At 66.7% G+C, this 25,342-nt stretch carries 24 protein-coding genes; 13 read left to right on the top strand and 11 right to left on the bottom strand.

Annotation, left to right across the window (positions count from 1 at the left end):
- The first annotated feature begins 234 nt into the window (after positions 1-234).
- The 3 genes from AC1DT6_RS06570 (at position 235) to AC1DT6_RS06560 (ending at position 3,221) form a co-directional block, all read left to right on the top strand.
- Positions 235-1,362, top strand: coding sequence for a saccharopine dehydrogenase family protein (locus tag AC1DT6_RS06570; protein WP_441628973.1), 1,128 nt, complete (start codon positions 235-237; stop codon positions 1,360-1,362).
- The gene (amaB, locus tag AC1DT6_RS06565; protein ID WP_477114566.1) at positions 1,359-2,879 is read left to right on the top strand and encodes an L-piperidine-6-carboxylate dehydrogenase; all 1,521 of its coding nucleotides are present in this window, start codon (positions 1,359-1,361) and stop codon (positions 2,877-2,879) included. The genes AC1DT6_RS06570 and amaB overlap by 4 nt, the downstream gene beginning before the upstream one ends.
- A gap of 132 nt (positions 2,880-3,011) precedes the next feature.
- On the top strand, positions 3,012-3,221 hold the full coding sequence (locus AC1DT6_RS06560) for a hypothetical protein (protein WP_441628961.1): 210 nt from the start codon (positions 3,012-3,014) through the stop codon (positions 3,219-3,221).
- Positions 3,222-3,266: 45 nt separating this feature from the next.
- On the opposite strand, the gene AC1DT6_RS06555 is transcribed toward AC1DT6_RS06560, so the two are convergent.
- The 6 genes from AC1DT6_RS06555 to hemA all read right to left on the bottom strand — a co-directional run bounded on the left by AC1DT6_RS06555 (position 3,267) and on the right by hemA (position 8,506).
- Positions 3,267-3,866, bottom strand: a complete 600-nt coding sequence (locus AC1DT6_RS06555) for a UbiX family flavin prenyltransferase (RefSeq protein WP_045238842.1) — start codon at positions 3,864-3,866, stop codon at positions 3,267-3,269.
- Between the two features lie 7 nt (positions 3,867-3,873).
- Positions 3,874-4,185, bottom strand: coding sequence for a Grx4 family monothiol glutaredoxin (grxD, locus tag AC1DT6_RS06550; protein WP_035875397.1), 312 nt, complete (start codon positions 4,183-4,185; stop codon positions 3,874-3,876).
- A 115-nt stretch (positions 4,186-4,300) separates the two neighbouring features.
- Positions 4,301-5,224, bottom strand: a complete 924-nt coding sequence (gene prmC / locus AC1DT6_RS06545; RefSeq protein ID WP_441628964.1) for a peptide chain release factor N(5)-glutamine methyltransferase — start codon at positions 5,222-5,224, stop codon at positions 4,301-4,303.
- A 200-nt stretch (positions 5,225-5,424) separates the two neighbouring features.
- A complete protein-coding gene (locus tag AC1DT6_RS06540; protein ID WP_045238844.1) occupies positions 5,425-5,751 on the bottom strand; it encodes a hypothetical protein in 327 nt (108 codons plus the stop codon).
- Between the two features lie 234 nt (positions 5,752-5,985).
- On the bottom strand, positions 5,986-7,068 hold the full coding sequence (prfA, locus tag AC1DT6_RS06535; protein ID WP_477114565.1) for a peptide chain release factor 1: 1,083 nt from the start codon (positions 7,066-7,068) through the stop codon (positions 5,986-5,988).
- A 133-nt stretch (positions 7,069-7,201) separates the two neighbouring features.
- Positions 7,202-8,506: a glutamyl-tRNA reductase gene (gene hemA, locus AC1DT6_RS06530; RefSeq protein WP_035875423.1), complete on the bottom strand. Its 1,305-nt coding sequence runs from the start codon at positions 8,504-8,506 to the stop codon at positions 7,202-7,204.
- A gap of 263 nt (positions 8,507-8,769) precedes the next feature.
- Here hemA and AC1DT6_RS06525 point away from each other — a divergent pair, with 263 nt between their 5' ends.
- Positions 8,770-9,006 carry a hypothetical protein gene (locus tag AC1DT6_RS06525; RefSeq protein ID WP_441634171.1) on the top strand — a complete coding sequence of 79 codons (237 nt, stop codon included), beginning with the start codon at positions 8,770-8,772 and terminating at the stop codon, positions 9,004-9,006.
- Positions 9,007-9,085: 79 nt separating this feature from the next.
- Here AC1DT6_RS06525 and AC1DT6_RS06520 read toward each other — a convergent pair whose 3' ends face one another.
- The gene (locus AC1DT6_RS06520) at positions 9,086-9,853 is read right to left on the bottom strand and encodes a 5'-methylthioadenosine/adenosylhomocysteine nucleosidase (RefSeq protein ID WP_441634169.1); all 768 of its coding nucleotides are present in this window, start codon (positions 9,851-9,853) and stop codon (positions 9,086-9,088) included.
- 156 nt (positions 9,854-10,009) lie between these two features.
- Between AC1DT6_RS06520 and AC1DT6_RS06515 the strand changes: the two genes are divergently transcribed.
- Genes AC1DT6_RS06515 through AC1DT6_RS06505 form a run of 3 tightly spaced genes read left to right on the top strand, consistent with a single transcriptional unit; the run spans position 10,010 to position 12,680 of the window.
- On the top strand, positions 10,010-11,065 hold the full coding sequence (locus AC1DT6_RS06515; RefSeq protein ID WP_441634167.1) for a DUF2157 domain-containing protein: 1,056 nt from the start codon (positions 10,010-10,012) through the stop codon (positions 11,063-11,065).
- Positions 11,062-12,183 carry a DUF4401 domain-containing protein gene (locus AC1DT6_RS06510; protein ID WP_477114564.1) on the top strand — a complete coding sequence of 374 codons (1,122 nt, stop codon included), beginning with the start codon at positions 11,062-11,064 and terminating at the stop codon, positions 12,181-12,183. The genes AC1DT6_RS06515 and AC1DT6_RS06510 overlap by 4 nt, the downstream gene beginning before the upstream one ends.
- Positions 12,180-12,680, top strand: coding sequence for a GDYXXLXY domain-containing protein (locus tag AC1DT6_RS06505; RefSeq protein WP_441634163.1), 501 nt, complete (start codon positions 12,180-12,182; stop codon positions 12,678-12,680). Before AC1DT6_RS06510 ends, AC1DT6_RS06505 begins: the two co-directional genes overlap by 4 nt.
- A 258-nt stretch (positions 12,681-12,938) precedes the next feature.
- On the opposite strand, the gene AC1DT6_RS06500 is transcribed toward AC1DT6_RS06505, so the two are convergent.
- The gene (locus AC1DT6_RS06500) at positions 12,939-13,343 is read right to left on the bottom strand and encodes a PIN-like domain-containing protein (RefSeq protein WP_441634161.1); all 405 of its coding nucleotides are present in this window, start codon (positions 13,341-13,343) and stop codon (positions 12,939-12,941) included.
- Entirely contained in the window at positions 13,340-13,978 is a 639-nt protein-coding gene (locus AC1DT6_RS06495) for a DUF433 domain-containing protein (RefSeq protein WP_477114563.1), read from the bottom strand. The genes AC1DT6_RS06500 and AC1DT6_RS06495 overlap by 4 nt, the downstream gene beginning before the upstream one ends.
- A 595-nt stretch (positions 13,979-14,573) precedes the next feature.
- On the opposite strand from AC1DT6_RS06495, the gene AC1DT6_RS06490 reads away from it, so the two are divergent.
- Positions 14,574-14,864, top strand: coding sequence for a hypothetical protein (locus tag AC1DT6_RS06490; protein WP_441634157.1), 291 nt, complete (start codon positions 14,574-14,576; stop codon positions 14,862-14,864).
- 128 nt (positions 14,865-14,992) lie between these two features.
- Here AC1DT6_RS06490 and ychF read toward each other — a convergent pair whose 3' ends face one another.
- The gene (gene ychF, locus AC1DT6_RS06485) at positions 14,993-16,084 is read right to left on the bottom strand and encodes a redox-regulated ATPase YchF (protein ID WP_441634155.1); all 1,092 of its coding nucleotides are present in this window, start codon (positions 16,082-16,084) and stop codon (positions 14,993-14,995) included.
- Positions 16,085-16,415: 331 nt separating this feature from the next.
- On the opposite strand from ychF, the gene AC1DT6_RS06480 reads away from it, so the two are divergent.
- From AC1DT6_RS06480 to AC1DT6_RS06460, 5 genes are all read left to right on the top strand, one after another.
- The gene (locus AC1DT6_RS06480; RefSeq protein ID WP_441634153.1) at positions 16,416-17,672 is read left to right on the top strand and encodes a UbiH/UbiF family hydroxylase; all 1,257 of its coding nucleotides are present in this window, start codon (positions 16,416-16,418) and stop codon (positions 17,670-17,672) included.
- A gap of 50 nt (positions 17,673-17,722) precedes the next feature.
- The gene (locus AC1DT6_RS06475) at positions 17,723-18,472 is read left to right on the top strand and encodes a DsbC family protein (protein ID WP_441634151.1); all 750 of its coding nucleotides are present in this window, start codon (positions 17,723-17,725) and stop codon (positions 18,470-18,472) included.
- A gap of 81 nt (positions 18,473-18,553) precedes the next feature.
- Entirely contained in the window at positions 18,554-19,543 is a 990-nt protein-coding gene (acuI, locus tag AC1DT6_RS06470) for an acrylyl-CoA reductase (NADPH) (protein ID WP_045238857.1), read from the top strand.
- Positions 19,544-19,597: 54 nt separating this feature from the next.
- Entirely contained in the window at positions 19,598-21,403 is a 1,806-nt protein-coding gene (locus AC1DT6_RS06465) for a M61 family metallopeptidase (RefSeq protein WP_477114562.1), read from the top strand.
- 25 nt (positions 21,404-21,428) lie between these two features.
- On the top strand, positions 21,429-23,894 hold the full coding sequence (locus AC1DT6_RS06460; RefSeq protein WP_441634146.1) for an FUSC family protein: 2,466 nt from the start codon (positions 21,429-21,431) through the stop codon (positions 23,892-23,894).
- A gap of 27 nt (positions 23,895-23,921) precedes the next feature.
- On the opposite strand, the gene AC1DT6_RS06455 is transcribed toward AC1DT6_RS06460, so the two are convergent.
- Positions 23,922-25,274, bottom strand: coding sequence for an ABC transporter ATP-binding protein (locus AC1DT6_RS06455; protein WP_441634144.1), 1,353 nt, complete (start codon positions 25,272-25,274; stop codon positions 23,922-23,924).
- Between the last annotated feature and the right edge of the window lie 68 nt (positions 25,275-25,342).

Raw genomic sequence — 25,342 nt, 5'->3', positions numbered from 1 at the left:
TGTGAGGCCCTTTCGTCAATCTTGTCCCTTCATTCTGGCTTTGCCCGCAACCATACTTCAAGCACGGACGAAGGCCGATCCACACTTTCCACGAGGGACATCATGACCTGCATCACGCCAACCGGCCATCTGGACCAGACTGGACGAACCACCCAAGCCGCGGTGTCCGCCGCGCAGCCCGCCAACCCGGCCGTTTCCGTTACTCCCGGCACCCCCGCCCGCAATGCCAGGCAGATGCCGATGCGCGTGGTCGTGCTGGGCGCAGGCAAGATCGGCCGCACCATCGCCGTCATGCTGCATGACAGCGGCGACTACCGCGTCACCCTGGTCGACCGCGAACCCGCCCATCTCGAAGGCTTGCCCGAAGGCATCGCCGTGCGCGTCGGCGACCCGGGCCAGGACCAGGATTGCGCCTGCCTGCTGGGCGGCGCGGACGCCGTGCTCAACGCGCTGCCATTCCATGCCGCCGTCGCCGTGGCCACGGTCGCGGTCAGCCTCGGCGTGCACTATTTCGACCTGACCGAAGATGTTGCCGCCACCCACGCCGTCCGCCGGCTGGCCGAAGGCGCGCGCTCCGTGCTGATGCCGCAGTGCGGGCTCGCACCGGGGTTTATCGGCGTGGTCGGCAACGATCTCGCCCAGCGCTTCCTGCGTGGCGGCGGCGAACTGCTCGACCTGAAAATGCGCGTTGGCGCGCTGCCGCGCTACCCGAGCAATGCACTCAAGTACAACCTGACCTGGAGCACGGAAGGGCTGATCAACGAATACTGCAATCCGTGCGAAGCCATCGTCGATGGCCGCCGCGTGGAAGTGCCCGCACTGGAAGGGCTGGAGAGTTTCTCGCTGGACGGCATCGAGTACGAAGCCTTTAATACGTCTGGCGGGCTCGGCACCTTGCCCGAGACACTGGCCGGCCGGGCGCGCGACGTGGACTACAAGTCGATCCGGTATCCGGGGCACTGCGCGGTAATGAAGCTGTTGCTCAACGACCTGCGCCTGCGCGAACGCCGCGACTGGATGCGGGAAATTTTCGAGAGCGCGATTCCCGCCACGCGGCAGGATGTGGTGATCGTGTTCGCCAACGCAACCGGCTATGCGGCAGGCGGCAAGGGCGGGCGTGGCCCGCTGACGCAGGCTTCGTTCTCGGTGCGCATCGGCGGTGCCGATACGGCCGCGGGCCACGTCAATGCGATCCAGCTCACCACGGCGGCCGGCATCTGCACCGCGCTGGACCTGGTTGCCAGCGGCGAACTGCCGCAGGCCGGCTTCGTGCCGCAGGAGGCGATGCCGCTGGACACTTTCCTGGCCAACCGTTTCGGCCGACACTACACCCGTCATCCGCTTCAAGAGGCAATGGTATGAAAGCAAAGGAATTCGCGGCCTGCTGGCAGGCCATCGGGCTGACGGCGCCCTGGCGCGACGGCGAAGGTCCGGCCGGCGCATTGCCGGTGCGCTCGCCCATCGACGGCGAGGCCTTCGGGCATCTGCCCGCATGCACGTTGCCTGATGCCGATGCACGCATCGGGCGCGCCCGTGCGGTGCAGGCAAGCTGGGCGCTGGTGCCCGCGCCGGTGCGGGGCGAAGTCGTGCGGCGCTTTGGCGAAGTCCTGCGCGAGCACAAGAAGCATCTCGGGCAACTGGTCTCGCTCGAAGCCGGCAAGATCCTGCAGGAAGGGCTGGGCGAGGTACAGGAGATGATCGACATCTGCGACTTCGCGGTTGGCCTGTCGCGCCAGCTGCACGGCCTGACCATCGCTTCCGAGCGGCCCCAGCATGCGATGCGCGAGACCTGGCATCCCTATGGCCTGTGCGGCGTCATCTCTGCCTTCAACTTCCCGGTGGCGGTATGGGCCTGGAACGCGGCGCTGGCGCTGGTGTGCGGCAACGGGGTGATCTGGAAACCGTCGGAGAAGACCCCGCTGTGCGCGTTGGCGATGCAAGGCTTGCTGGACGGCGTGCTGGAGATCGCGGCGCCGCAGCACGTTGGCATCGCCACGGTGCTCCCGGGCGGTCAGGCGCTGGGCCAGCATCTGGTCGAGCATGCCGATGTGCGGCTGATCAGCGCGACGGGCTCCACCCGCATGGGCCGCGAAGTGGGCATTGCCTGCGCCGAACGCTTCAAGCGCGCCATCCTGGAGCTAGGCGGCAACAACGCCGCGATCATCGCGCCATCGGCCGACCTTGAACTGGCCATCCGCGCCATGACGTTCTCCGCCGCCGGCACCGCGGGGCAGCGCTGCACTTCGTTGCGCCGCGCCTTCGTGCATGTCGATGTGCTGGAAGCCGTGACGTCGCGGCTGGTCCAGGTGTTCGGCCGCCTGCAGGTGKGCGATCCGCTCGCCGAGTCGACCCTGGTCGGCCCGCTGATCGATGGCGCTGCCGGTGCCGCCATGGCTCGCGCGCTGCTCCGGTGCCGCGAGCACGGCAACACCGTGCACGGCGGCGAGCGCGTGCTGGCGGAGCGTTTCCCCAATGCCGAGTATGTTCGGCCGGCGCTGGTGCTGACCGATCGCCAGCACGAGACGATGCTGACGGAAACCTTCGCGCCGATTCTCTATGTGATGCCCTACACCATGCTGGAGGAGGCCGTCGCGCTGAACAATGCGTCGGAGCATGGCTTGTCGTCTTGCATCTTCACCGAGTCGCTGCGCGAGGCGGAACGCTTCATGTCGGCCGCGGGGAGCGATTGCGGGATCGCCAATGTGAATATCGGGACCAGCGGGGCGGAGATTGGTGGCGCGTTTGGTGGGGAGAAGGCCACCGGTGGGGGGCGGGAATCCGGGTCGGATGCCTGGAAGGGGTATATGCGCAGGGCTACCAATACGGTCAACTATGGCGACGCGTTGCCGTTGGCGCAGGGGGTCAGGTTTGAGATATAGGGTGGTCGCGCGGGTTTTTACCTTCGCCTAAACGTTGCGATTCGTAACAAGGGTTACAGGGCGTTGACCCTGTATTACCAAGCTGGCCCGTATAACGTTCTTGAGGCTACACAAAGCCGCAAGGACGATGAAATGAAGACGTGGATGATGGGAATCGCGGTAGCGGGTGCCGCCATGCTGGGCGGTTGCGCGGTGTACCCGGCTTATCCGGGCTATGGCGGCGAGGTTGCCGTTGCGCCCGCACCGGTCTATGCCGCTCCGGCGGTGGTGGTGAGCCCGGGCTATTACGGTGGATACGGCTACTACGGCGGATACGGCCGCCGTTATCGCTACTGGCGTTGACGGCGGGCACCGCAGGCGCCTGCCGCGCTGCGTTTGCGGGAGGTTTCAGGCCTGGCCGTTGAGTCCGGCCCAGCTCGGCGCCAGTGTCTGCGGTACGTCGATCAGGTCCAGCACGCGGCCAACGGTGTGGTCGACCAGTTCGGCCACGCTCTGCGGCTTCTGGTAGAAGCCGGGGACCGGGGGGAAGATGATGCCGCCCATCTCGGTGACGGCGGTCATATTGCGCAGGTGCGCTAGATTCAGCGGCGTTTCGCGCACCATCAGCACCAGCTTGCGGCGCTCCTTGAGCGTGACGTCGGCGGCGCGGGTGATGAGGTTGTCGGACATGCCGTGGGCTACCGCCGCCAGCGTGCGCATGGAGCAGGGCGCCACCACCATCGCGTGGGCTGCGAAGGAGCCGCTGGCGATGGTCGCGCCGATATCGCGCACGTTGTGGACGACGTGGGCAAACGCTTCCACCTCGGCCTTGCCCATGTCGAGTTCGTGCTGCAGGTTCATCACGCCTGCCGGCGAAATCAGCAGGTGGGTTTCGATGCCGGGCGCGGCACTGAGTATCTGTACCAGGCGGACCCCGTAGACCGCGCCGGTGGCGCCGGTGATCGCGACGACGATGCGCCGCGGCTTGGCGTCACCCGCTGCGGTCATCGCGCGCTCAGGCCTTGAGCAGCGATTGCAGTTCGCCGTTCTGGTACATCTCCATCATGATGTCCGAGCCGCCGACGAATTCGCCGTTCACGTAAAGCTGCGGAATGGTTGGCCAGCTGGCGTATTCCTTGATGCCCTGGCGGATGCCTTCGTCTTCCAGCACATTGACCGTGGTCGGCGCGTCGACGCCGCAGGCCTTCAGGATCTGGATGGCGCGGCCGGAGAAGCCGCACATCGGGAACTGGGCGGTGCCCTTCATGAACAGGACCACCGGGCTGCCCTTGACGATCTGGTCGATCTTTTGCTGCACGTCACTCATGATGTCTCTTTACGGTTGAATGCGGTGCCGGTTCGGGCGCCGCCATCTGGAAATCGGAGGGCGCGTGATGTACGCGCCTGCAAGCGATTGATTTTACCGGAATCGGCCGCTTGCTTCAGGCGCCCGCCCCGGACGCGGGTTGCAGCCGCGCGCCGGTGCAGCGCTCGTGGTCCGCCAGGTCGCGCACGGTGAAGATTTCCGTCATGCCGGCCGCGGCCAGCAGGTCGCGCGCAGCCTGGCCCTGGTCATAGCCATGTTCCATCAGCAGCCAGCCACCCGCATGCAGGCGCGCGCGCGCCCCGGCCACGATGGCGGCCAGGTCGGACAAACCATCGCCGTGATCGGTCAGCGCGTCGATCGGCTCGAAGCGCAGGTCGCCCTGGGCCAGGTGCGGGTCGCCGGCGGCGATATAGGGCGGATTGCTGACAATCAGGTCGAAGCGCAGGCCGCCGGGCAGCCCGGCATACCAGTCGGAGGCGAGAAAGCGCACATTGGCGGCGCCGAGCGCGCGTGCGTTGCCTTCGGCAACCTGCAGGGCGCCGGGCGATATGTCGGTGGCCCAGACTTCGGCGTCGGGACGCTCGCATGCAAGGGTGACTGCCAGCGCGCCCGAGCCGGTGCCCATGTCGAGCACGCGCGGGGATGGCAGCGGGGCCAGCAGCTTCAAGGCGGCTTCCACGGCGATTTCCGTGTCCGGGCGCGGAATCAGCACATCGGGCGTGACGCGGAAGCCGCGCCCGAAGAATTCACGTTCACCCAGCAGGTAGGCCACCGGCTCCCCGGCCAAGCGGCGCCCCAGCAGGGCCGCGATGCTTTCGCGCTGGACGGGGTTCAGCGTTTCGTCATCGCGGGTGATCAACTGCGTGCGGGACAACCCGGTGACGTGGCTCACCAGCAGCCGCGCTTCGAGCGCCGGCAATCCCGCTGCGGCAGCCAACGCCAGGACTTCACGCACAGTGGCCGCTTCAGGCAAGGCGACTGGCGTGGCGGCATGCGGGCCGGCGGCTGCGGAGGAGGCGTTGGACTGGGTGCTGGACATGGGGCGGCGGGGCAGGGCGAGGCGCGCCACGGGGGCGCAAGACGGAAGACCGGAAGCGAAAACGAACAAGGGAAAAGCAAAACCCCGTCGGGAGGCGCCCGGACGGGGTTTGCAGTGTAACGCGCTTGCCTGAGCGGCGGGCACTTTCGGGCCGCCCGCGCGATCGCTGCGGGCAGCGTGAAACGCGTAAGGTGCGGGAATTACTTGTTGACGGTGTCCTTGGCCTTGTCGGCGCTGGCGTTGACGGCGTCCTTGGTAGCTTCCTTGGCCTTTGCCATGGCGTTGTCGGCGTCTTCCTTGGCCTTGTCGGCAGCGGCCGAGACATCGGAAGCGGCACTGTTCGCGGCAGCCTTGGCGGCATCGGCGGCATGGCCGGCGGCGGCTGCGGCATCGCTGGCGGCGGCCTTGGCGGATTCGGCGGCGTTCTGCATGGCGCTTTCGGCGCTCGACGTGGCCGGGGCTTCGTCCTTCTTGCCGCAGGCGGCCATGGCGGCGGTGATCATCAGCAGCGCGAGCAGTTTCTTCATGATTTCGTCCTTTTGTCCGTTTTAGAGTAGCGACACGCCGACCTCTGGATGGCGGCTCGGTCGAAAACGATTATAGACAGCGAAAAATGGCACGCTAGTGCTGTTGCAAGCATTTACAACAGATACAAAGGTTTTCGTTCAGATATCTCGATTTACGCCTCGCGATTCGACTGATTACCCCGGCGATAGTTATTTTTTCGCAATAACGTGGTATTGCCGCGCGTCGATTCGCGATTAATGTCCTTCGCCGAGCGCCGCCAATTGATCGGCCTGGTGTTCCGCGGCCAGCGCGGACAACAGTTCGTCCAGGTCGCCGTCCATGATCATGTCGATCTTGTAGAGCGTCAGGTTGATCCGGTGATCGGTCACCCGCCCCTGCGGGAAGTTGTAGGTGCGGATACGGTCGCTTCTGTCGCCGGTGCCGATCAGGTTGCGCCGGGTAGTGGCTTCTTGCGCCTGGGCAGCGCGCAGCTTCTGGTCCATCAAGCGGGCGGCCAGGACTTTCATGGCCTTGTCCTTGTTGCGGTGCTGGCTGCGGTCGTCCTGGCATTCCACCACGATGCCGGTGGGCAGGTGGGTGAGGCGCACCGCCGAATCGGTCTTGTTGACGTGCTGGCCGCCGGCACCCGAGGCGCGGAAGGTATCGACGCGCAGGTCGGAGGGATTGATCTCGATCTCGCCCACCTCGTCGGCCTCGGGCATCACCGCCACCGTGCAGGCGGACGTATGGATGCGCCCCTGCGCCTCGGTGGCCGGTACGCGCTGCACGCGATGGCCGCCGGATTCGAACTTGAGCCTGGAGAATGCCGCATCGCCGGCGATCCGGATAATCACTTCCTTGTAGCCGCCCAGGTCCGACGGGGATTCGCTCATGACCTCCACCTGCCAGCGCTGGCGCTCGGCGTAGCTCGTGTACATGCGCAGCAGGTTGGCCGCGAACAGCGCGCTTTCCTCGCCRCCCGCGCCGGCACGGATTTCCAGCAGCAGATTGCGGTCATCGTTGGGGTCCTTGGGCAGCAGTAGTTTCTGCAGGCTGCCTGCCAGCGTTTCCAACTGTTCGCGGGCCGCGGTGATTTCATCGGCGGCGAACTCCCTCATCTCGGGATCGTCCAGCAGCGCCTGCGCGGTGGCGAGGTCGTCCTGCGCCTGGCGATACTGCGCATATTGCTCGGCCACCGGAGACAGTTCGGCATGCTCGCGGGTGAGCTTGCGGTACTGGTCGATCTTGGCGGTGGCGTCCTCGCGCGCTAGCAGGGCGTTGACTTCGTCGAGCCGCTCGGCCAGTTGGTCGAGCTTGGTGAGCATGCTGGCTTTCATGGATATCCGGGGACGCGATGAAACGGTGGGTGCGAAATGTTGCTGGGGTGAGGCTGCGTGCGGCGCGGCGGAACGGGCCGGGGCAACGCAAGGCTGGCCACGCGCAGGACACGCGCGGCCGAGGTGAGCGCGGCTAGCGCTCGGAGTGGCTGCTGTGGCGGAACAGGCCGGGCACCAGGCGCAGCAGGGTTTCGCGGTCGTCGCCCTGGGTGTGGTTCAGCGCGTGGGTGGGGCCATGCAGGAATTTGCGGGTCAGCGCGCCGGACAGTGCTTCGAGCACAGCCTCGGGGTCGTCGCCGCGCGCCAGCATCCGGCGCGCGCGCTCCAGCTCGGCCTGGCGCATGGCCTCGCCCTGCGCCTGCAGGTCACGGATGACCGGCACCACGCTGCGGGTTTCCAGCCAGTGCATGAAGTTCTGCACGCGGCTCTCGATGATGGCTTCCGCCTGGGCCACGGCCGCCTGGCGCATGGCGTTGCCCTCGCGCACGATGGCACCGAGGTCGTCCACGGTGTACAGGAAGACGTCATCCAGGCGTGCGACTTCGGGCTCGACGTCGCGCGGCACGGCCAGGTCCACCATCATGATGGGGCGGTGGCGGCGCAGCTTGACCGCGCGTTCCACCGCGCCCAGCCCGATGATGGGCAGGGAACTGGCGGTGCACGACACCACGATGTCGAACTCGTGCAGGCGCGCGCCCAGGTCCGACAGGCGGATCGCCTCGGTGGTCAGGCCCTGGCCGGCAAGCTGCTCGGCGAGCTTCTCGCCGCGCTCGACGGTGCGGTTGGCCACCACGATCTGGCGTGGCGTTTGCGCTGCAAAGTGCGTTGCGCACAGCTCGATCATTTCTCCCGCGCCGATAAACAGCACGCGCTGGGTCGAGACGCTTTCAAAAATCCGCTGGGCCAGCCGTACCGCGGCGGCCGCCATGGACACCGAATGCGCGCCGATCTCGGTCTGGCCGCGGACTTCCTTGGCCACCGCAAAGGTGCGCTGGAACAACTGGTTCAGGTAGGTGCCCAGCGCGCCGGCTTCGCCGGCTGTGCGCACCGCATCCTTCAGCTGGCCCAGGATCTGGGTTTCGCCCAGCACCATCGAATCCAGCCCGCTGGCTACCCGGAACGCGTGGCGTACGGCTTCCGACTGCGGCAGGGAATAGAGGTGGGGCGCGAGTTCTCCGGCCGGCACGTTATGATGCTGCGCCAGCCAGCGCAGCGTGTGCTCGAAGCCTTCCGACCCCGACACCAGCACATCGGTCGCGCAGTAGATCTCGGTGCGGTTGCAAGTGGAGAGGATGGCGGCTTCGGTGCCGTTCCTGCCCGCCAGGTGGGTGCGCAAGGCGCCCAGCGCGGGTTTGATCTGCTCGAGCGGAAACGCCACCCGTTCGCGCAGCGAGACGGGCGCCGTGGTGTGATTGATACCGATCGCGAGCAGTTGCATGGTGGGGAGCATGTCTCTCTGGCCGGGCTCCGGGCAGCGGCTTTGCAGGCTGCAGCGCGGGAGTCAGGTGCAATCCGGGCATGAATTCAAGCGCGGATTCCGGCGCAAAGCGCCGCCGAACCGGGCTACATTATAGCGCCCGGCGCGGATCTTGCCGTGGTACGGATGGGTGAAGGCCGGCATTACCGTATTGTTATGGCCACGCACGGCCTTCAGGGGAGCCGTCGAAGCAAGCCGCCATTTCAGGAATACAGGAGAAAGTGATGTTGGGTACGCTGGTGGTAGGGGTGCTGGTCGGGCTGGCGGCGCGGTGGCTGCACCCGGCGGGCCGGGTCAGCCTGCTGGCGGCGATGCTGTTCGGGGCGTTGGGGGCGCTGGCCGCGTTTTACGGCGGGCAGGGCTTGCACTGGTTTGTTGCCGGGCAGATGGCGGGCTGGTTTGCGGCGATCCTGGGAGCAGGCCTGCTGGTGGGTGTTTGGGGTGTTGCCAGGGGGCGGTAGACGGTGCCCGGATGCCTGGCTCAAAGTGAATGCCGAGTTTAAATACAAGGCATCCGAATCTCAGTTCGAAAACCTCCCCTTACCCGCGCAGTTCCAAAAACCGCCTCAAAACCCCGCTCGAATAGTGGCTGGCCACCTCGGTCAAGAACGCCGGGAAATCCACATGCGCACTATCGTCGGCCCGATCAGATAGCGTGCGCATCACCGCATGCCGCACGCCATACTCATGGCAAACCTGCGCCACCGCGGCGCCTTCCATTTCCACCGCCAGCACGCCGGGCAAGCGCTCGCGCAACTCGGCCGCGGCGGCGGGGGAGCCGATGAACTGGTCGCCGCTGGCGATCATCCCCACATGCAGCCTGGGCGCGCTGACCCCGAAGCGCGCCAGCACGCCGGCCGGGACGGAGGTCGGCAGATCATCCCGCAGGTAGCCTGCCACTGCATCGCGCAGCGCGGCGGTAAGCGCCGGGTCGGTGGGGAATTCAGCGCGATCCAGCAGCGGGACCTCATGCCGGGCAAAAAACGGCCGCGCGTCCAGGTCGTGCTGCAGCGTGCGGTCCGCCACCACCACGTCCCCGACCCGCGTCTCGGCCCCGATGCCGCCGGCCAGGCCGGTGAAGACGATCTCATCCACGCCGAACTCGCGCACCAGGGTGACCGTGGTGGCCGCCGCCGCCACCTTGCCCATGCGCGCGAGCACCAGCACGCAGCGCTGGCCGTAGAGATGGCCAACGTGATAGTCGCGCATGCCGATAGTCCGCACGGTGGCGCGGGCGTCATCGTGGCGCATGGCGGCGATCAGGCCGTCGACTTCATCGTGGATGGCGGCGAGGATACCAAGGGTCATGGCGAGGCGTGGCTGGGTTGGAGAAACGCACAGCATACCGGGCCGGGACAGGGCGGCAAAGCAGCGCTGTTGCATGTTCCCGCTCACGCAAGGAAAGCTGCGCAGAGGCGGCGCCTTTGCTACAGTGCGCTGGCGTATCCATCACATGGGGCATCAATGCAGGCAACCACAACGCAGGGTTTTCAAGACCGGCGGGCAGCGCGCCAGGCGCTGGCACACTGGCGTGAGCAGGGCGTGCTCGGCGCCGACGGCGTGGCCGCCGGCTGGCCAGGGACCGAGCCCGACGCGGCGCAGTGGCGGACCTGGCTCGATCGCACGTTGCTGATGCTGGGCGCCGCGCTGCTGTGCGCCGGCGTGATCGTGTTCTTCGCCTTCAACTGGCAGGACCTGCACAAGTTCGCCAAGTTTGGCCTGCTGGCCGGCGCGCTGACGCTGCTGGCGGGATTCGCCTGGCTGCGCCCGCCCGCCGACATGGCGGGGCTGGCGGCGCTTTGCGGCGCCCAGGTGGTGGCCGGCGTGCTGCTGGCCGTGATCGGGCAGGTCTACCAGACCGGCGCGGACGCGTGGCAGCTGTTCGCCCTGTGGGCACTGCTGGCGATCCCGTGGGCGCTGGCCGCGCGCGCGGCGCCGCACTGGTGGGTGGTGATCGTGCTGGCCAATGTCGCGCTGCTGCGGTATTTCAGCGTGCGCCTTGGCGTGGGCGGCATGTTCGACCTGCTGTTTGGCGCGGCTGGCGAACGCGCCACCACGCTCTCGCTGCTGGCGGCCACGCTCGTGCAGCTGGTGCTGTGGTTCGCGCTGCGCGCAGCGGCGCCGGCCTACGGCTTTCGCGGGCTGGCCAGCGCGCGCATCCTTGCCACGCTGGCGTGCGCCTACGCCGGCTGGCTCGGCCTCGCCAGCATCCTGCACAACCGCTTCGATCCCGCCATGTTCGGCGTGGCCATGCTCACGCTGGGCGGGCTGCTGGCCTGGTTCCGGCTGCGGGCATTCGATGTGGTGGCGCTCAGCCTGGCCAGCTTCTCGGTCATCGTGCTGCTGGTGACCGGGGTTGCCCGGCTACTGCTGGAGGGCAGCCGGGACGCGTTCGGCGCCTTCCTGATCCTCGGGCTGCTGACCATCGGTCTGTCCGCGGCGGCGGCGGCTTGGCTGCTGCGCGCCTATCGACACCACGGTCAAGCCCAAAGCGGCGCGCCCAATGGAGAGCCGGCATGACCAGCGACCGTCACGTAGTACAAAGGTTGTGGCAGGACCTGGCCGCGCTCGGCTTGGTGCAAGGGCAGCCGCAAGCCGCACAAGGGCGCACGCCATGGGCCGTCAGGCTGTTGATGGGACTTGCGGGCTGGCTCGGTGCGGTGTTCTTCCTCGCCTTCCTGCTCGGCTCGGTTTTTGTGGCCGCGCGCGACAACGCCACGGCAATGGCGCTCTGCGGCGCCGCCATGATCGCGCTGGCCGCGGTGCTGTACCGGCGCCGCGCGGGCGCCACCGCGCTCGAGCAATTCGCGCTGGCCGTCAGCCTCAGCGGCCAGGGCCTGCTCGTGTACGGCGCGAGCCAGGCCTACGGCGGCGGCCGCCTGCTCGAATCGGCCGCCTTCTGGGGCGCGCTCGCGCTGCTGGAGGCCGTGCTCTATGTGCTGGTCAGCAACCGGCTCCATCGCTTCCTGGCCGCGCTGGGCGTATGGACCGGCGTGGCCCTGGCGCTCCACCTGGCCATGACGCCCGGCCTGCGCCACGTCTGGCAAGCCATGAGCTTCTCGCTAGGCTGGCTCGCGCCCTTCGCCATGACGCTGCTCACCGGCTTCGTGGTGGCGGAAGGGCGGCTCTGCGCCGCCGGTCTGCACAACTGGATCGAGCCGGCCGCGGATGCCACGCTGCTGTTCGCACTGGGCGCGGCCCTGGTGGTGACCGGCCTCAGCCAGCCTCAGGCACTGCTGTTCGATGCCGATACCGGGCGCCACGCCGGCAACTACTGGATGGCTGGCGCGCTGTTTGGCGCGGTGCTCGCCGCGTTTGTACTTGCCGAGGCAGGCCGGATGCAGCTAAGCCCGGCAGTGCGGGGCAGCGCGCTTGTCGGCGCGGTGCTGTTCAGCGCGTTGCTCGCCGGTGCGCCGGCGGTAGTCGCCGCCGCCCTCGCGCTCGGCCTGGCGCTGCGCCGCGGCTCGCTGCCCTGGCTGGGCCTGGCCGTCGCCGCGCTCGRCAGCGGCTTCATCTGGTACTACAGCGCGCTGCACTGGACGCTGCTGATCAAGTCCGCCACGCTCGCCGGCGCCGGCATCRCCGTGCTGCTGCTGCGCCTGGCGCTGCGCCGCGAAGGCGCAAGGAGACAAGCATGAAACGCTGGATATTGTTGGCATGGGTGCTCACGCTCGGGCTGGCCGCCTTCGCCATCGCCGGCAAGGAACGGCTGCTGGCGCATGGCGGCACCGTCTACCTGCGACTGGCGCCAGTCGATCCGCGCTCGCTCATGCAAGGCGACTACATGGCACTGAACTTTGCCATCGCCGAGTCCATCCGCCAGGCAGGCAAGCTGCAAGGCATCGAGCCCACCCGCGAGCAAGTTGCCGTGATCCGCCGCGATGCACGCGGCGAAGCCACCTTCGTGCGCCTGTACACGGGCGCGGCACTGGCCGGCGGCGAGCAACTGCTGCGCTTCCAGAACGTGCCGACCCGCTGGGGCGGCGTGCAGGCACAGGTGTCCACCGATGCGTTCTTCTTCCAGGAAGGGCAGGGGGCGCGGTTCGAGAAGGCGCGCTATGGCGAGTTCCGCGTAGGGCCGGACGGACAGGCGCTGCTGGTGGGGCTGCGGGGGGAGGATTTGGGGGCACTGTGAGAGGTGACAGTTGCCGTCAGCATGCCGCTGTGCGCCAACCATGATTGGATCGGCTGGAACATCAGAGCCGATTCACATTGCTGCGTTGTGTGACCGCCGGCTTGATGGCGCTCGCAGATGCCGGAGGCCCGACGCAAAGCGCGCACTGGTTGCAAGCCCGCGCCTTTTGTAGCTTCCTTGTCCAGGCCAGGTCGAGATCGGGCGTTGGTGCCACAGCCATTGGCATAGGGTGTCGTGAGACGCCGCTTTGCGCCTGTCCTAGAGTTTGACTTGTTCGAACTGGCCTTTGCCAGAGAAGTTGAAGGGAACCTTGAAGGCGGCTCCGCCTTTGATTCCTTCAGATTGCTCGATGATCCGTAGCCACCACCGCACCAGATTGTGCGCAATATCCCAGAGCCTATGGTTTGACCAGCTTTTGTCGAGAAAGAAGACAATTAGCCCCGCACGGCGTAGTGCTTCTCGCTCGAGGCCTTTGTTCAGCTTGTCGTGCGTGATGACCGCCCATCCACCTTCTTGCGAGAGAGCGTCGATCCAGGCCGCATCCGTTGTGTCTTGTGGGAAGCGGTCTCGCAAGGGAGCGACGGAGTGCCCGTATGGTTCGGAAAGCGAGTGGAGCGCCCGTGCCAGCGCTGGAGAGAGATTGTTGTCAGCGAAGAACTTCACGCTACCAGGCGTTCTTCAAACGCGACTGCGGCCTCCACCGAGGCAACAGGCACTTCATACAACCTGGCAACAAGCTGTTTGTCGCCTTCGGCCTGGAATGCCTCGGCGAGGATTGAAGTTCTGATGGCGCCATCAGTGACAATGGGCTTGCMGAAGGCGATTGCAGGATCCAAGACCACGGCCTTGCTGCGCAGCGTCGGGTACCAGCGCGCGGCGGCATCGTCAGCACCAAATTCGATGCCACGATACAAAGAGGGCTCGATGATCTTCTGAAACGCGTACTGGCTTTTCACCAAGTCCAGCAATTCGGTCTCACCGGATTCTTGTATGGTGGACGCGAAGATTGTGCGGCCGTCCGTCTGGAAACGGCGGGAGGTAAAGGGATGTGGCAGGGCAAAAAGCTCGCGTGCCTTGCGGCTGGCGAGGCGTATCGTTTGCAGGCTGACGCCGTGCTGGCGAAACGCTCGGACGAATCGGACTTCCAGCAAATCATGAAAACTGATCCCATCCACGTCCGCTTCCGCCAGTTCGGTCTCCCAAAGTGGAGCAACCGGGACCGCATGCCGGGTTGTCTTGTCCCGATATGCATAGCCGTCCAGCCAGCGCCGCAGGTCGCGCACGGGTCGCAGCTTCATGGAAGGTGTATAGGCCAATGCCAGTCAACTTCATCATTGCCCCCTCCTTCCACGTAGTGTCCTGCCAGCTAAATGCCGGCGGCGAATCTGGATATTTTAGCGGCTTCGCGGGCGTGCAGTTGTCATGTTTTCGTTAACACGCTCCGGTGCCTGACCGGCGTGAGTCTACTAGGGAGCAGCTCCAATCTGTGTTTGTGCTTCTTCGTGGAGTCAGCAGCCGATGCCTCGGGAATGCGCAAGATCATTGCTGCCGGCGCTATACTAGGGGAGCCGCTGCAACCACAGCGACCGGGATTGGCGTCCCGAAAACGTAGGCGGATAACCGCCGCCAGGCGGTTTTTTCCGTCGCGCCTTCGCACGTCCCTATGGGCGGGCCTGGGCGGGGGAGCCTTCGGGCTCGCCGGTTCCCTACGTTCTGGTACGCCAACCCTGCCTTGCGCCCGCCCACCCCGATTGGCGTCGGGGGAGCGGAGTTGAAACCGCAACGTAGGAGGCATCTGCATGCCCCAGTCTTCGTACGCCCATTTCGGGCAATCTGTATTTCCCCAAACTCCTCCCGGTTAGCGCGAGCGCGCTTCCCAACGGAGGGCGTTCGATGTGTAAGCACCCGCAGTACAACATTAGCGCCGAGCAGACAGGCCGCGATATCTTCGTGACCGCGCACGCTGCATCCGAAAGCCCGCTTAGCCTCGCCGCGGAAAAGGCTGCCCAACTCAACGCGCTGCTGTCGGTCGCGATCGAGAACGCTGCCGGTGGCACCCTTGCGAACTTGACTGACGAGACACAAGGTCACCTGCTCTCGCTGGCGGCGACACTCGCTAACGAAGCGCTGGTGTTGAGCGAACTCGCGGTCTTGCGGGACTCGGAGGGCGCGCATGATGGATGAATTTGCGGTGGCTCGGCACGAGCGACGGGCCGTCACCTGAAACAGAAAGCCCCGCAGGCACACATGCCTTGCGGGGCTCATTTTTCGTCGCCCGCCGAATCCAGCCGGCGGACAGTGGCGCAGTCTGCTTAGACGTTAAACAAGAAGTTCATCACGTCGCCATCCTTCACCACATACTCCTTGCCTTCCGCGCGCATCTTGCCGGCTTCCTTGGCGCCTTGCTCACCTTTGTAGGTAATGAAGTCTTCATAGGCGATGGTCTGGGCGCGGATGAAGCCGCGTTCGAAGTCGGTGTGGATCACGCCGGCCGCCTGCGGAGCGGTGTCGCCCACATGGATCGTCCACGCGCGCACTTCCTTCACGCCGGCGGTGAAATAGGTCTGCAGGCCCAGCAGGGTAAAGCCCGCACGGATCACGCGGTCCAGGCCGGGTTCTTCCATGCCGAGGTCGGCCAGGAACTCGGCCTTGTCCGCATCGTCGAGGTCGGCGATCTCGGCTTCGATGGCGGCGCAGACGGCCACGACCGGCGACTTGGTCTTGGCGGCGTGGGCGCGCACGGCGTCCAGGTGCGGATTGTTCTCGAAGCCGTCTTCACGCACGTTGGCTACGTACATGGTGGGCTTGGCGGTGATCAGGCACAGCGGCTTGATGGCGGCCCATTCTTCGTCCGACAGGTCGAGCGTGCGCACGGCCTTGGCTTCGTTGAGCACGGCCTGGGCCTTTTCCAGCACGGCCACCAGGCGCAGCGCTTCCTTGTCACCGGCGCGCGCGGGCTTGATGTAGCGGGCGTGGGCCTTTTCCACGGTGGCGAGGTCAGCCAGCGCCAGTTCGGTATTGATCACCTCGATGTCGGACAGCGGATCGACCTTGCCGGCGACGTGGATGACGTTCTCGTCCTCGAAGCAGCGCACCACGTGGGTGATGGCGTCGGTTTCGCGGATATTGGCCAGGAACTGGTTGCCCAGGCCTTCACCCTTGGAGGCGCCCGCCACCAGGCCGGCGATGTCGACGAATTCGACCACGGCCGGCAGGACGCGCTCGGGCTTGACGATCTCGGCCAGGTTGACAAGCCTCGGATCCGGCACTTCCACCACGCCCACATTGGGCTCGATGGTGCAGAACGGGTAGTTCTCGGCGGCGATGCCGGCCTTGGTCAGGGCGTTGAACAGCGTGGACTTGCCGACGTTGGGCAGGCCGACGATGCCGCATTTGAGGCTCATGGTAAACCTTTAAAAATCAATGGGTTGCGGTTCGCCCTGGGTGCGTCTGGCGCGGTTGGCGCGGCGATTGGGACGCAGAGGGGAAAAGTGCAGCACGAGGCAAGACAGCCAAAGCGGGGCTTCACTCACCGCTTTTGTGCCGGAATTGCCATCGGAAAGATGGCTATTGTAACCTCGCCAGACGTTGCGCTGAACCCGCCGGCCGCTCCCTCTGGTCCTCGTATTTCCTCGCTCTCCGCAGGTACCCCCGTTTGCCCTGCACGTTACGCGGCCGGTTCCGACGCGCGTGGGTACGGCAAGGGCAATGTGCCGGGGTGGCTATAATTCACGCATGACTCGTCCATCTCCCTCCCGTTTCCAGGTTGCCGTGGTCGGCGGCGGCATCGTCGGCAAGGCTTGTGCGTTGCTGCTGGCCCAGCAGGGCATGCAGGTGGCGCTGATCGCGCCGCGGCCCCGCGGGGCCGTGCCGGAGCCGGACCAGTGGGACAGCCGCATCTACGCCTTCTCGGCGAGTTCGCAGGCGTTGCTGGAGCAGTTGCGTGTGTGGGAGGCGCTGGATCCCGCACGGATGCAAATGGTGTCCGATATGCGTGTGTTCGGCGATGTGAGCGCAGCGCAGGCCGATACCCCGGCCGCCGGCGACCTGCATTTTTCGGCATATGCCGCGACCGTGCCGCAACTGGCCTGGATCATCGAATCCGGCCATGTCGAGCGCGTGCTCGATACCGCCTTGCGTTTCCAGCCACAGGTGCACTGGCATGACGATACCGCGGCGGCCTTCGCGCGCGACCACGAGGGCGCCACGCTGACGCTCGCCGGTGGCGACAAGGTGCGCGCCGCCTGCGTGGTGGGCGCGGATGGCGCGCGTTCGTGGCTGCGCGACCAGTGTCATATCGCAGTTGCGAAGCGCCGCTACCGCCAGCTCGGCGTGGTGGCCAATTTCGAGTGCGAGCTCCCGCATCAGGACACGGCCTGGCAGTGGTTCCTGGGTACGCCCCCCAAGCTGATGGCCGACGAGGAGCCCGCCAACGGCGAGATCCTGGCGCTGTTGCCTTTGCCCGGACGCCGCGTCTCCATGGTGTGGTCGGCCGAGGAGGGCCACGCGAGCGACCTGCTGGCGCTGTCTCCGGAGGCACTGGCTGATACCGTGATGCAGGCCGCCAGCGGCGCCGTGGGGCGCCAGTTCGGCGCGCTGCGCTGCGTGACGCCGGCGCAGGGCTTCCCCCTGGTGCTGCAGCGCGCCGAGCAGTTCGTCCAGCCGCACGTGGTACTGGTAGGCGACGCAGCGCACGTGGTGCACCCGCTGGCCGGCCAGGGCATGAACCTGGGTTTGCGCGATGTGGCGGAACTTGGCCGCGTAATGGCCGACAAAGAGTCTTTCCGTGGCGAAGGCGACCTGCGCCTGCTGCGCCGCTATGAGCGGGCGCGCGCCACAGACCTGCTTTCCCTGACGGCTGCCACCGATGGCCTGCACCGGCTGTTTTCCCTGCCTGGCGGCATCGCACGCGCAGTGCGCAATACCGGCATGAGGGCGGTGGGAGGGCAGCCGCTGCTTAAACGTTTTCTTATCGGGCGCGCGCTGGGCTGAGCCCCGAGCCCGTCTCACGCGTACCGAACCATCGATTCACTGGAGTCAACATGTTGCAATTCCTGCGCCGCCGTACCGCCCTGTCAGCCACCATCGTTGGCGGTTTGGCGGCTGCCGGCTTCGCGCTCCACGCCATGGCTGCCGGCGATCCCGGCACCGACCGCATCAAGGAATCGATGCAGAAGATGCTCGGCGGGCGCGCCGAAGTGAAGAGCGTGGCCAAGACCCCGGTGCCCGGCTTGTTCGAAGTCAATGTCGGCGGCCAGGTGGTCTATACGGATGCGACCGGCCGCTACATCATCAATGGCGAGATGGTCGACAGCAAGACCGGCACCAACCTGACCGAGGAGCGGCTGGCCGAAATCAACCGCATCAAGTGGTCGGACCTGCCGCTGGCGCGCGCCATCAAGTGGAGCAAGGGCGACGGCAGCCGCCAGGTGGCGGTGTTCTCCGACCCGAACTGCGGTTACTGCAAGCGCATCGAGCAGACCTTCCAGCAGATGGACAACATCACGGTCTACACCTTCCTCTATCCGGTGCTGTCGCCAGATTCCTCCGTGAAGGCCAAGCAGGTCTGGTGCGCAACCGACCGCACCAAGGCCTGGCGCGACTGGATGCTGAGCCATGTGGCGCTGACCGGCAACGGCAGCTGCAAGACGCCGGTGGATGACAACCTGGCGCTCGGCCAGAGCCTGAATATCACCGGTACCCCGGCAGTGTTCTTCATGGACGGCACCCGCATCCCCGGCGCCGCGGACGTTGCCACGCTCGAGCGCAAGCTCGCCAGCCTCAAGAAGTAAGCACTTGGCGCCGGCGGCCTCCCGGCGCTGCCGTGCCGGGGGCGTCCGGATGTCTTTCATCAAGAATCCGAAGGAGACACCATGACGTTCCAGGCTTTGCTGCTGACCCAGGCGGACGGCGCCACCCAGGCCGCCGTTACCGCGCTCGATGAATCCAGCCTCCCCGCCGAGGGCGACGTGCTGGTCGCCGTCGATTACTCCACCATCAATTTCAAGGACGGGCTGGCCATCACGGGCCGCTCGCCGGTGGTGCGCAAGTGGCCGATGGTCGCGGGCATCGACGGGGCCGGCACGGTGCTGGAATCCACGCATCCGCGCTGGAAGGCCGGCGACAAGGTCGTGCTCAACGGCTATGGCGTGGGCGAGACGCACTGGGGCTGCCTGGCGCAGCGCGCGCGCCTCAAGGGCGACTGGCTGGTGGCCTTGCCGGATGCCTTCACCACGCGGCAGGCCATGGCCATCGGCACCGCGGGCTATACCGCCATGCTGTCGGTACTGGCGCTGGAGCGCGCCGGGGTCAAGCCGGGCGATGGCGAGGTGCTGGTGACCGGTGCCTCGGGCGGGGTGGGCTCGGTCGCCATCGCGATCCTGTCCCGGCTGGGCTATCGCGTGGTGGCGTCCACCGGCAAGACTGCCGAGGCTGACTTCCTCAAAGCGCTGGGCGCGGCGGATGTCGTCGACCGCACCGAACTCGGCAAGCCGAACAAGCCGATGCAAAAGGAGCGCTGGGCCGCGGTGGTGGACTCGGTGGGTTCGCATACGCTGGTCAACGCCTGCGCGCAGGTGCGCTACGGCGGCGCCGTGACGGCCTGCGGGCTGGCGCAAGGACTGGACTTCCCGGGCTCGGTGGCGCCCTTTATCCTGCGCGGCATCACGCTTTACGGCATCGATAGCGTGATGGCGCCGATGGCGCGGCGCGAGGAAGCCTGGCAACGCCTGGCGCAAGACCTGGAGCCGGATCGCCTGCGCGCCATTACCCGCGAGATCGGCTTGTCCGAGGCGATCGAGGCTGGCCGCAAGATCGTCGATGGCGGCATGCGCGGCCGCGTGGTGGTGAACGTCAACGCCTGAGCCGGCGCGGGGTCCGGGGCAGGCGGGGCCGGGCATGGCGCTACAATCACGCTCATGAAGCCGATCCATTACGCCATCGCCCCGCTTCAACCCGAAGCGCACTTGTTCGCCGTCACTGTCACGGTCGACGCCCCCGATCCCGCCGGCCAGCAGTTCTACCTGCCGGCGTGGATTCCCGGCAGCTACATGATCCGCGACTTCGCACGCAATATCGTGCGCATCCGCGCGGATGCCGGCGGCAAGCCGGTGGCACTCGCCAAGCTCGACAAGCAGAGCTGGCAGGCGGCGCCGGTGGACGGGCCGCTCGCGCTCAGCTACGAGGTCTACGCCTGGGATCTGTCGGTGCGCGCCGCGCACCTCGACGCCACCCACGGATTCTTCAACGGCAGTTCCGTGTTCCTGTGCGCCGAAGGGCAGGAAGATCGTCCCTGCACGGTGGACATTCATGCGCCAGCCGGCGAGGCCTATACCGGCTGGCGCGTCGCCACCGCCATGCGCGAAGCGGCTGGCCGCGGCGGCGCCAAGCGCTACGGCTTCGGCCGCTACCAGGTTGCCGACTACGACGAGCTGGTCGACCACCCGGTCGAGATGGGCAACTTCACCATGGGCAGCTTCCGGGCCTGCGGCGCCCAGCACGACGTGGTGTTCACGGGCCGCGTGCCGCAACTCGACCTCGACCGCGTGTGCCGCGATCTGAAGCAGATCTGCGAAGCGCAGATCCGGCTGTTCGAGCCCAAGACGGAAAAAGCACCGTTCCTCGACAGCAACCGCCGCTACGTGTTCATGACCATGGTCACCACCGACGGCTACGGCGGGCTGGAGCATCGCGCCAGCACGGCGCTGATTTGCGGGCGCGCGGACCTGCCGGCGCTTGGCAAGGAGGAGGCCACCGAGGGCTACCGCACCTTCCTCGGGCTGTGCAGCCACGAATATTTCCACACCTGGAACGTCAAGCGCGTCAAGCMCGCGGCCTTCGTGCCGTACCGGCTGCGCGAAGAAACCTATACGCCGTTGCTGTGGCTGTTCGAGGGTTTCACCAGCTATTACGACGACCTGATGCTGGTGCGCAGCGGCCGCATCACCGAGAAGCAGTACGTGGAGCTGCTGGCCAAGACCTGGAACGGCGTGCTGCGCGGCAATGGCCGCACCAAGCAGAGCGTGGCCGAAAGCTCTTTCGATGCCTGGACCAAGTACTACCGCCAGGACGAGAACGCGCCCAACGCTATCGTCAGCTATTACACCAAGGGTTCGCTGGTGGCGCTGGCGCTGGATCTCACCATCCGCGCCAGGACCCGCAACCGGCGCTCGCTCGACGACATCATGCGCGCGCTGTGGCAGCGCTATGGCAGCGGCTTCTATGCGCCGGGCGCGCAGCAGCGCGGCGTCACCGAGGCGGAGCTGCATGCCTTGTTCGACGAGGTCAGCGGCCTGCGCCTGGGCGCGCTGCTGCGCTCGCTGACCGAGGGCACCGGCGAGCTGCAGCTGGCGGCGCTGTTCAAGCCTTTCGGCATCAAGGCGGTGCCGGCCAAGCCGGAGCGCAACGCCGCGCTCGGCATCAAGACCAAGAACGAAGACGGCTGGGTGCGCGTGACCCAGGTACTCGATGGCGGCGCGGCGCAGGCGRCCGGGCTTTCGGCGGGCGACCTGCTGGCCGCGGTGGATGGCCTGCGCGTGGCACCGGGGCAGCTCGACAAGCTGCTGGCGCGCTACCGCACCGGCGACAGCGCCGAATGCCACGTGTTCCGCCGCGACGAGCTGCACGTGCTGCCGCTGACCTTCGCGCGCGAGCCGGCGGCGCAGTACACCGTGACGGCCGAAGGCGGCCGCCAGGCCATGCGCGCGCGCTGGCTGGGCCTCTAGGCCGGTAAGGACCACACGCCGCCACATGCAATACGCGCACGACGCCCGCACCTTCGTCTATTCGCATTACGTCTATCGCGGGCTGCGCTCCGCGACCGGGGTGATCGGCGCCACGCTGATCGCCATGCAGTTCACGGACCTGCCCACCGCCATGGTGGTGTCGATGGGCGCGCTGTGCACCAGCCTGATGGACCTGCCCAGCCCGTTCAGCCACAAGTTCAATGAGATGCTGGCCAGCGTGCTGCTGTGCACGGCGGTGACCTTGCTGGTGGCCATGGCCACGCCGTTCCCGCGCGTGATGCCGCTGGTGCTGGTACTGGTGACCTTCATGGCCGGCATGATGACGGTGTATGGCAACAAGACCCTGCCATTGCAGTTCTCGGCCTTGTTTGTCATGACGCTGACCATCAACGAGGACTTCGTGGTGCGGCGCGCGTTCGAGCATGCCTTGTTGTTCGGCATTGGCGCGGTGGCCTACATGGCCTACGCGATGGTGGTGAGCTGGGCAACGCAGCGGCGCACCAAGCAGCAGGTGCTGGCCGAGGCGCTGTACGAGATGGCGGGCTACCTCCAGATCAAGGCGGGCTTTTACGATGCCGGCAATGACTACGAGGCGCAGTTCAACCAGCTGGTGCGCCAGCAGATCGTGGTGGCGGAGCGGCAGCAGGCGGCGCGCGACCTGGTGCTGCGCGGCAACACCACCACCCACGACGGGCTGCTGGTGCAGGTCCATTTGCGCATGCTGGACCTGTACGAGTACATCCTTTCCACCAATACGGATTACCCGCTGCTGCGCCAGACCTTTGCCGGCACGCCGGTGCTCGATCACCTGAGCCGGCTGGTACAGCTGATGTGCAAGGATGTGGAAGGGATCGCCTACGACATCACGCGTGGCCGGCCTTCCTACGCCACCGTGGACTACCGCCAGGAGCTGCGTGCGGTCGAGCACGAGATCGCGCAGCTGCGCCATCACCACATCAACGCCGCGGCGATGACGGCGGTGGCGGAGACGCTCGACATGATCAAGGGCGCCATCGTGCTGGTGGAACAACTGCACGAGGCGTCGCGCACGCCGGTGGAGCCCAGCAAGGTGCTGCCCGGGCCGGACATGACGCCCTTCCTCACGCGCCAGCGCTACGAGCTCAAGGTGCTGCGCGACAACCTGCACTGGAAATCGCCCGCCTTCCGCTTTGCGGTGCGCATCACCATGGCGGTGGGGGCGGGGCTGTGGATCGCCGATCACCTGCCGTATGTGTCGCACAGTTACTGGATCCTGCTGACCATCATCGTGATCCTGAAGCCCAACTTCAGCATGACCAAGCAGCGCTACAACGATCGCCTGATCGGCACGCTGATTGGCTGCGTGATCGCGGTAGCCGTGCTCAGGGTTGTGCACCAGCCGCTGATCCTGCTGGGCGTGCTGTTCCTGGCGCTGGTGGCGAGCACGGCGTTTTCCACCATCAAGTACCGCTACACCGCGGTGGCGGCCTGCGTGCAGGTGCTGATCCAGATCAACCTGCTGATGCCGGGCAGCCCCACCGTGGCTGGCGAGCGGCTGATCGATACCGTGATCGGCGGGCTGATCGCCACGGTGTTCAGCTTCGTGCTGCCCAGCTGGGAATACCGCGCGCTGCCCGCGCTGGTGGAGACCGTGCTTGAGGTCAACCGCCGCTACATTGCCGCCACGCGCGACCTGCTGCTGCGCGTGGCCAAGGACGATTTTGCCTACCGGGTGCAGCGCAAGCAGTTCATGGACAGCCTGTCCGCGCTGATTGGTTCGTTCCAGCGCATGCTCGACGAGCCAAAGAGCCGGCATCGCGCGGTGGACAACCTGAACCGCTTTATCGTGCAGAACTACCTGGTGGCGGCGCACGTGGCCGCGGCACGCATCCAGGTGCGCGAGCATTATGGCGAGCTGGATTTGCCGGCCGCCGAAAGCGCTATCCGCCAGGCCACCGATGCCGCTGTTCACAGTCTGCAACTGGCCAGTGAAAGGCTGGCCGAGGGCGATCGCTTCGGCGGGCGTGGCGCGGGATTCATTCGTCCGGCGAAGGGCAAGGCGGCGGTAAAGGAACCGAAGGCGGCTGACGTGGCCAACGAGAGCACCGGCGCCGCGATGGCAGGCGCTGCCGGGGTCGCCGTTGCGGGCGTAGCCGCCAGCGTCTCCGATGCCCATGCGGCCCGGACCGCCGACCTGGCGCTTGCCGCGGCCACCGCCGATGCGCCGCCGCCGTCCGAAGACGCCAGCGAGCGCCGTGCCCGCCTGGCCGATTCGGCCGACCGCCGCCGCGCCGATGTGCTGGTGCATGCCGCAGCGTCGGGCGAGCTGACACGCGCTGCCAGCGAAGCCGGCGGCACCGCCAGTACGGCCAGCTCAACCGGCCGCACCGCCAATGCCGTCCTGGAGCGCCGCCTGCGCGCGTTGCGCGAGGACACCGCAAAGATCGCCCTGCGCACCGGCGCGATCGGCCGCGCGATGCGGGAGCGCTAGGCTACCGGGCCGCCGGGCCAAACGCAATCAGGGCTGGGTGTCCGTGCCCGCGCCCGGCGCCGGCTGCTCTTCCCGCGGCAGCGTCAGCATGCCGCTGTTGTAGCTGTATTCATAGACCTCCCCGTAGCGCCCCCATTCGATGCCGATGGTCAGCACGCGCTTGGCTTCTTCCGGTTTGAGGAAAGCCTCGAGTTCCCGCAGCACGTGTTCTTCGCGGATCTCGCCGTCCTCGGACTGTTCGAGCTCGCGGCGGATGTGCGCGGCCAGTGCCACGTGTTGCAGCAGTTGCCTGCCGAACAGCACCTTGCGCTCCGGTGGCTCCGTCTCGTAGTAGGCGCGGCCGAGGTCGGTGGCGTTGATGTCGCCGCGTTCGATGGTCGCCAGCTTCAGCAGGTGCAGGGCCTCGCAGGCGGGCAGCAGGTCATCGTCGGTGAGGCTGGCTTCCTCGGCCAGGTGCGGCAGGTCGGCCCGGCCGAAGAAAGGCGCTTCGCAGAGCAGGTCGAGAATGGCCTCCATCTGGCTGATGTCGGCGTCCGGCAGGCGGTAGCCGATGTCCTGGGCCGCCGCCAGCGCGGGCGCGCGTGGCTCAAGCGCCGCGGGCGACGTCATCAGCGTGTAGACCTCGTCGATCAGCGCGCGTACCTGCGCCGAATCGCGGTTGCGCGGGCGCGGGAACGGGATCTTCACCTCGGCGCGGATGCGGCCCGGATCGCTCGACAGGACTACGATGCGATCGGCCATCATCACCGCTTCTTCGATATTGTGCGAGACGATCAGGATGCACTTGATATTGGTGCGGCCGTCTTCCCACAGGTCGAGCATCTCGTCGCGCAGGGTCTCGCCGGTCAGCACGTCGAGCGCGGAAAAGGCTTCGTCCATCAGCAGCAGGTCGGGTTCGGTCACCAGCGCGCGGGCAATGCCGACGCGCTGGCGCATGCCGCCGGAGAGTTCGCGCGGCAGCGCGCTGTTGAAGCCCGACAGGCCAATCATGTCGATCGCCGCCTCGGCCCGGCGGCCGCGCTCCTCCTTGTGCACGCCCTGGGCTTCCAGCCCCAGTTCCACGTTCTGCTGCACGGTCAGCCACGGGAACAGCGCGAACGACTGGAACACCATGGCGATGCCTTCGGCCGTGCCGCGCAACGGCTGCCCGCGAAAATGCACCTGGCCGCGATCCGCGCCTACCAGCCCGGCCATGATGCGCAGCAGCGTGGACTTGCCCGAACCGGACTTGCCCAGCATGGCGACGATCTCGCCGCGCTTGAGGGTCAGGTCCACGCCTTCGAGCACCGCGCGGTCGGTACGGTCCGCGGTGCGGAAGATTTTCGAGACGCCGCGCAGTTCGATGACGGATTCGACTGCGTTTGCGATGGGGCTTGCCATGATGATGTTCCGTTCGAGTTCAGGGCTTTGCCGCCTGTACGGCTTGTATGGCTTGTGCGGCTTGTGCG

The sequence above is a fragment of the Cupriavidus sp. 01L45 genome (assembly GCF_056399885.1).
The sequence above is the reverse complement of the archived record's forward strand: the minus strand, read 5'-3'. Positions and strand labels throughout refer to the sequence as shown.

Coding starts and splice junctions, on each gene's coding strand:
- AC1DT6_RS06570 (WP_441628973.1), top strand. CDS start 235: ATGCCGATGCGCGTGGTCGTGCTGGGCGCAGGCAAGATCGGCCGCACC.
- AC1DT6_RS06560 (WP_441628961.1), top strand. CDS start 3,012: ATGAAGACGTGGATGATGGGAATCGCGGTAGCGGGTGCCGCCATGCTG.
- AC1DT6_RS06555 (WP_045238842.1), bottom strand. CDS start 3,866: ATGACCGCAGCGGGTGACGCCAAGCCGCGGCGCATCGTCGTCGCGATC.
- grxD (WP_035875397.1), bottom strand. CDS start 4,185: ATGAGTGACGTGCAGCAAAAGATCGACCAGATCGTCAAGGGCAGCCCG.
- prmC (WP_441628964.1), bottom strand. CDS start 5,224: ATGTCCAGCACCCAGTCCAACGCCTCCTCCGCAGCCGCCGGCCCGCAT.
- AC1DT6_RS06540 (WP_045238844.1), bottom strand. CDS start 5,751: ATGAAGAAACTGCTCGCGCTGCTGATGATCACCGCCGCCATGGCCGCC.
- hemA (WP_035875423.1), bottom strand. CDS start 8,506: ATGCAACTGCTCGCGATCGGTATCAATCACACCACGGCGCCCGTCTCG.
- AC1DT6_RS06525 (WP_441634171.1), top strand. CDS start 8,770: ATGTTGGGTACGCTGGTGGTAGGGGTGCTGGTCGGGCTGGCGGCGCGG.
- AC1DT6_RS06520 (WP_441634169.1), bottom strand. CDS start 9,853: ATGACCCTTGGTATCCTCGCCGCCATCCACGATGAAGTCGACGGCCTG.
- AC1DT6_RS06515 (WP_441634167.1), top strand. CDS start 10,010: ATGCAGGCAACCACAACGCAGGGTTTTCAAGACCGGCGGGCAGCGCGC.
- AC1DT6_RS06505 (WP_441634163.1), top strand. CDS start 12,180: ATGAAACGCTGGATATTGTTGGCATGGGTGCTCACGCTCGGGCTGGCC.
- AC1DT6_RS06490 (WP_441634157.1), top strand. CDS start 14,574: ATGTGTAAGCACCCGCAGTACAACATTAGCGCCGAGCAGACAGGCCGC.
- ychF (WP_441634155.1), bottom strand. CDS start 16,084: ATGAGCCTCAAATGCGGCATCGTCGGCCTGCCCAACGTCGGCAAGTCC.
- AC1DT6_RS06480 (WP_441634153.1), top strand. CDS start 16,416: ATGACTCGTCCATCTCCCTCCCGTTTCCAGGTTGCCGTGGTCGGCGGC.
- AC1DT6_RS06475 (WP_441634151.1), top strand. CDS start 17,723: ATGTTGCAATTCCTGCGCCGCCGTACCGCCCTGTCAGCCACCATCGTT.
- acuI (WP_045238857.1), top strand. CDS start 18,554: ATGACGTTCCAGGCTTTGCTGCTGACCCAGGCGGACGGCGCCACCCAG.
- AC1DT6_RS06460 (WP_441634146.1), top strand. CDS start 21,429: ATGCAATACGCGCACGACGCCCGCACCTTCGTCTATTCGCATTACGTC.
- AC1DT6_RS06455 (WP_441634144.1), bottom strand. CDS start 25,274: ATGGCAAGCCCCATCGCAAACGCAGTCGAATCCGTCATCGAACTGCGC.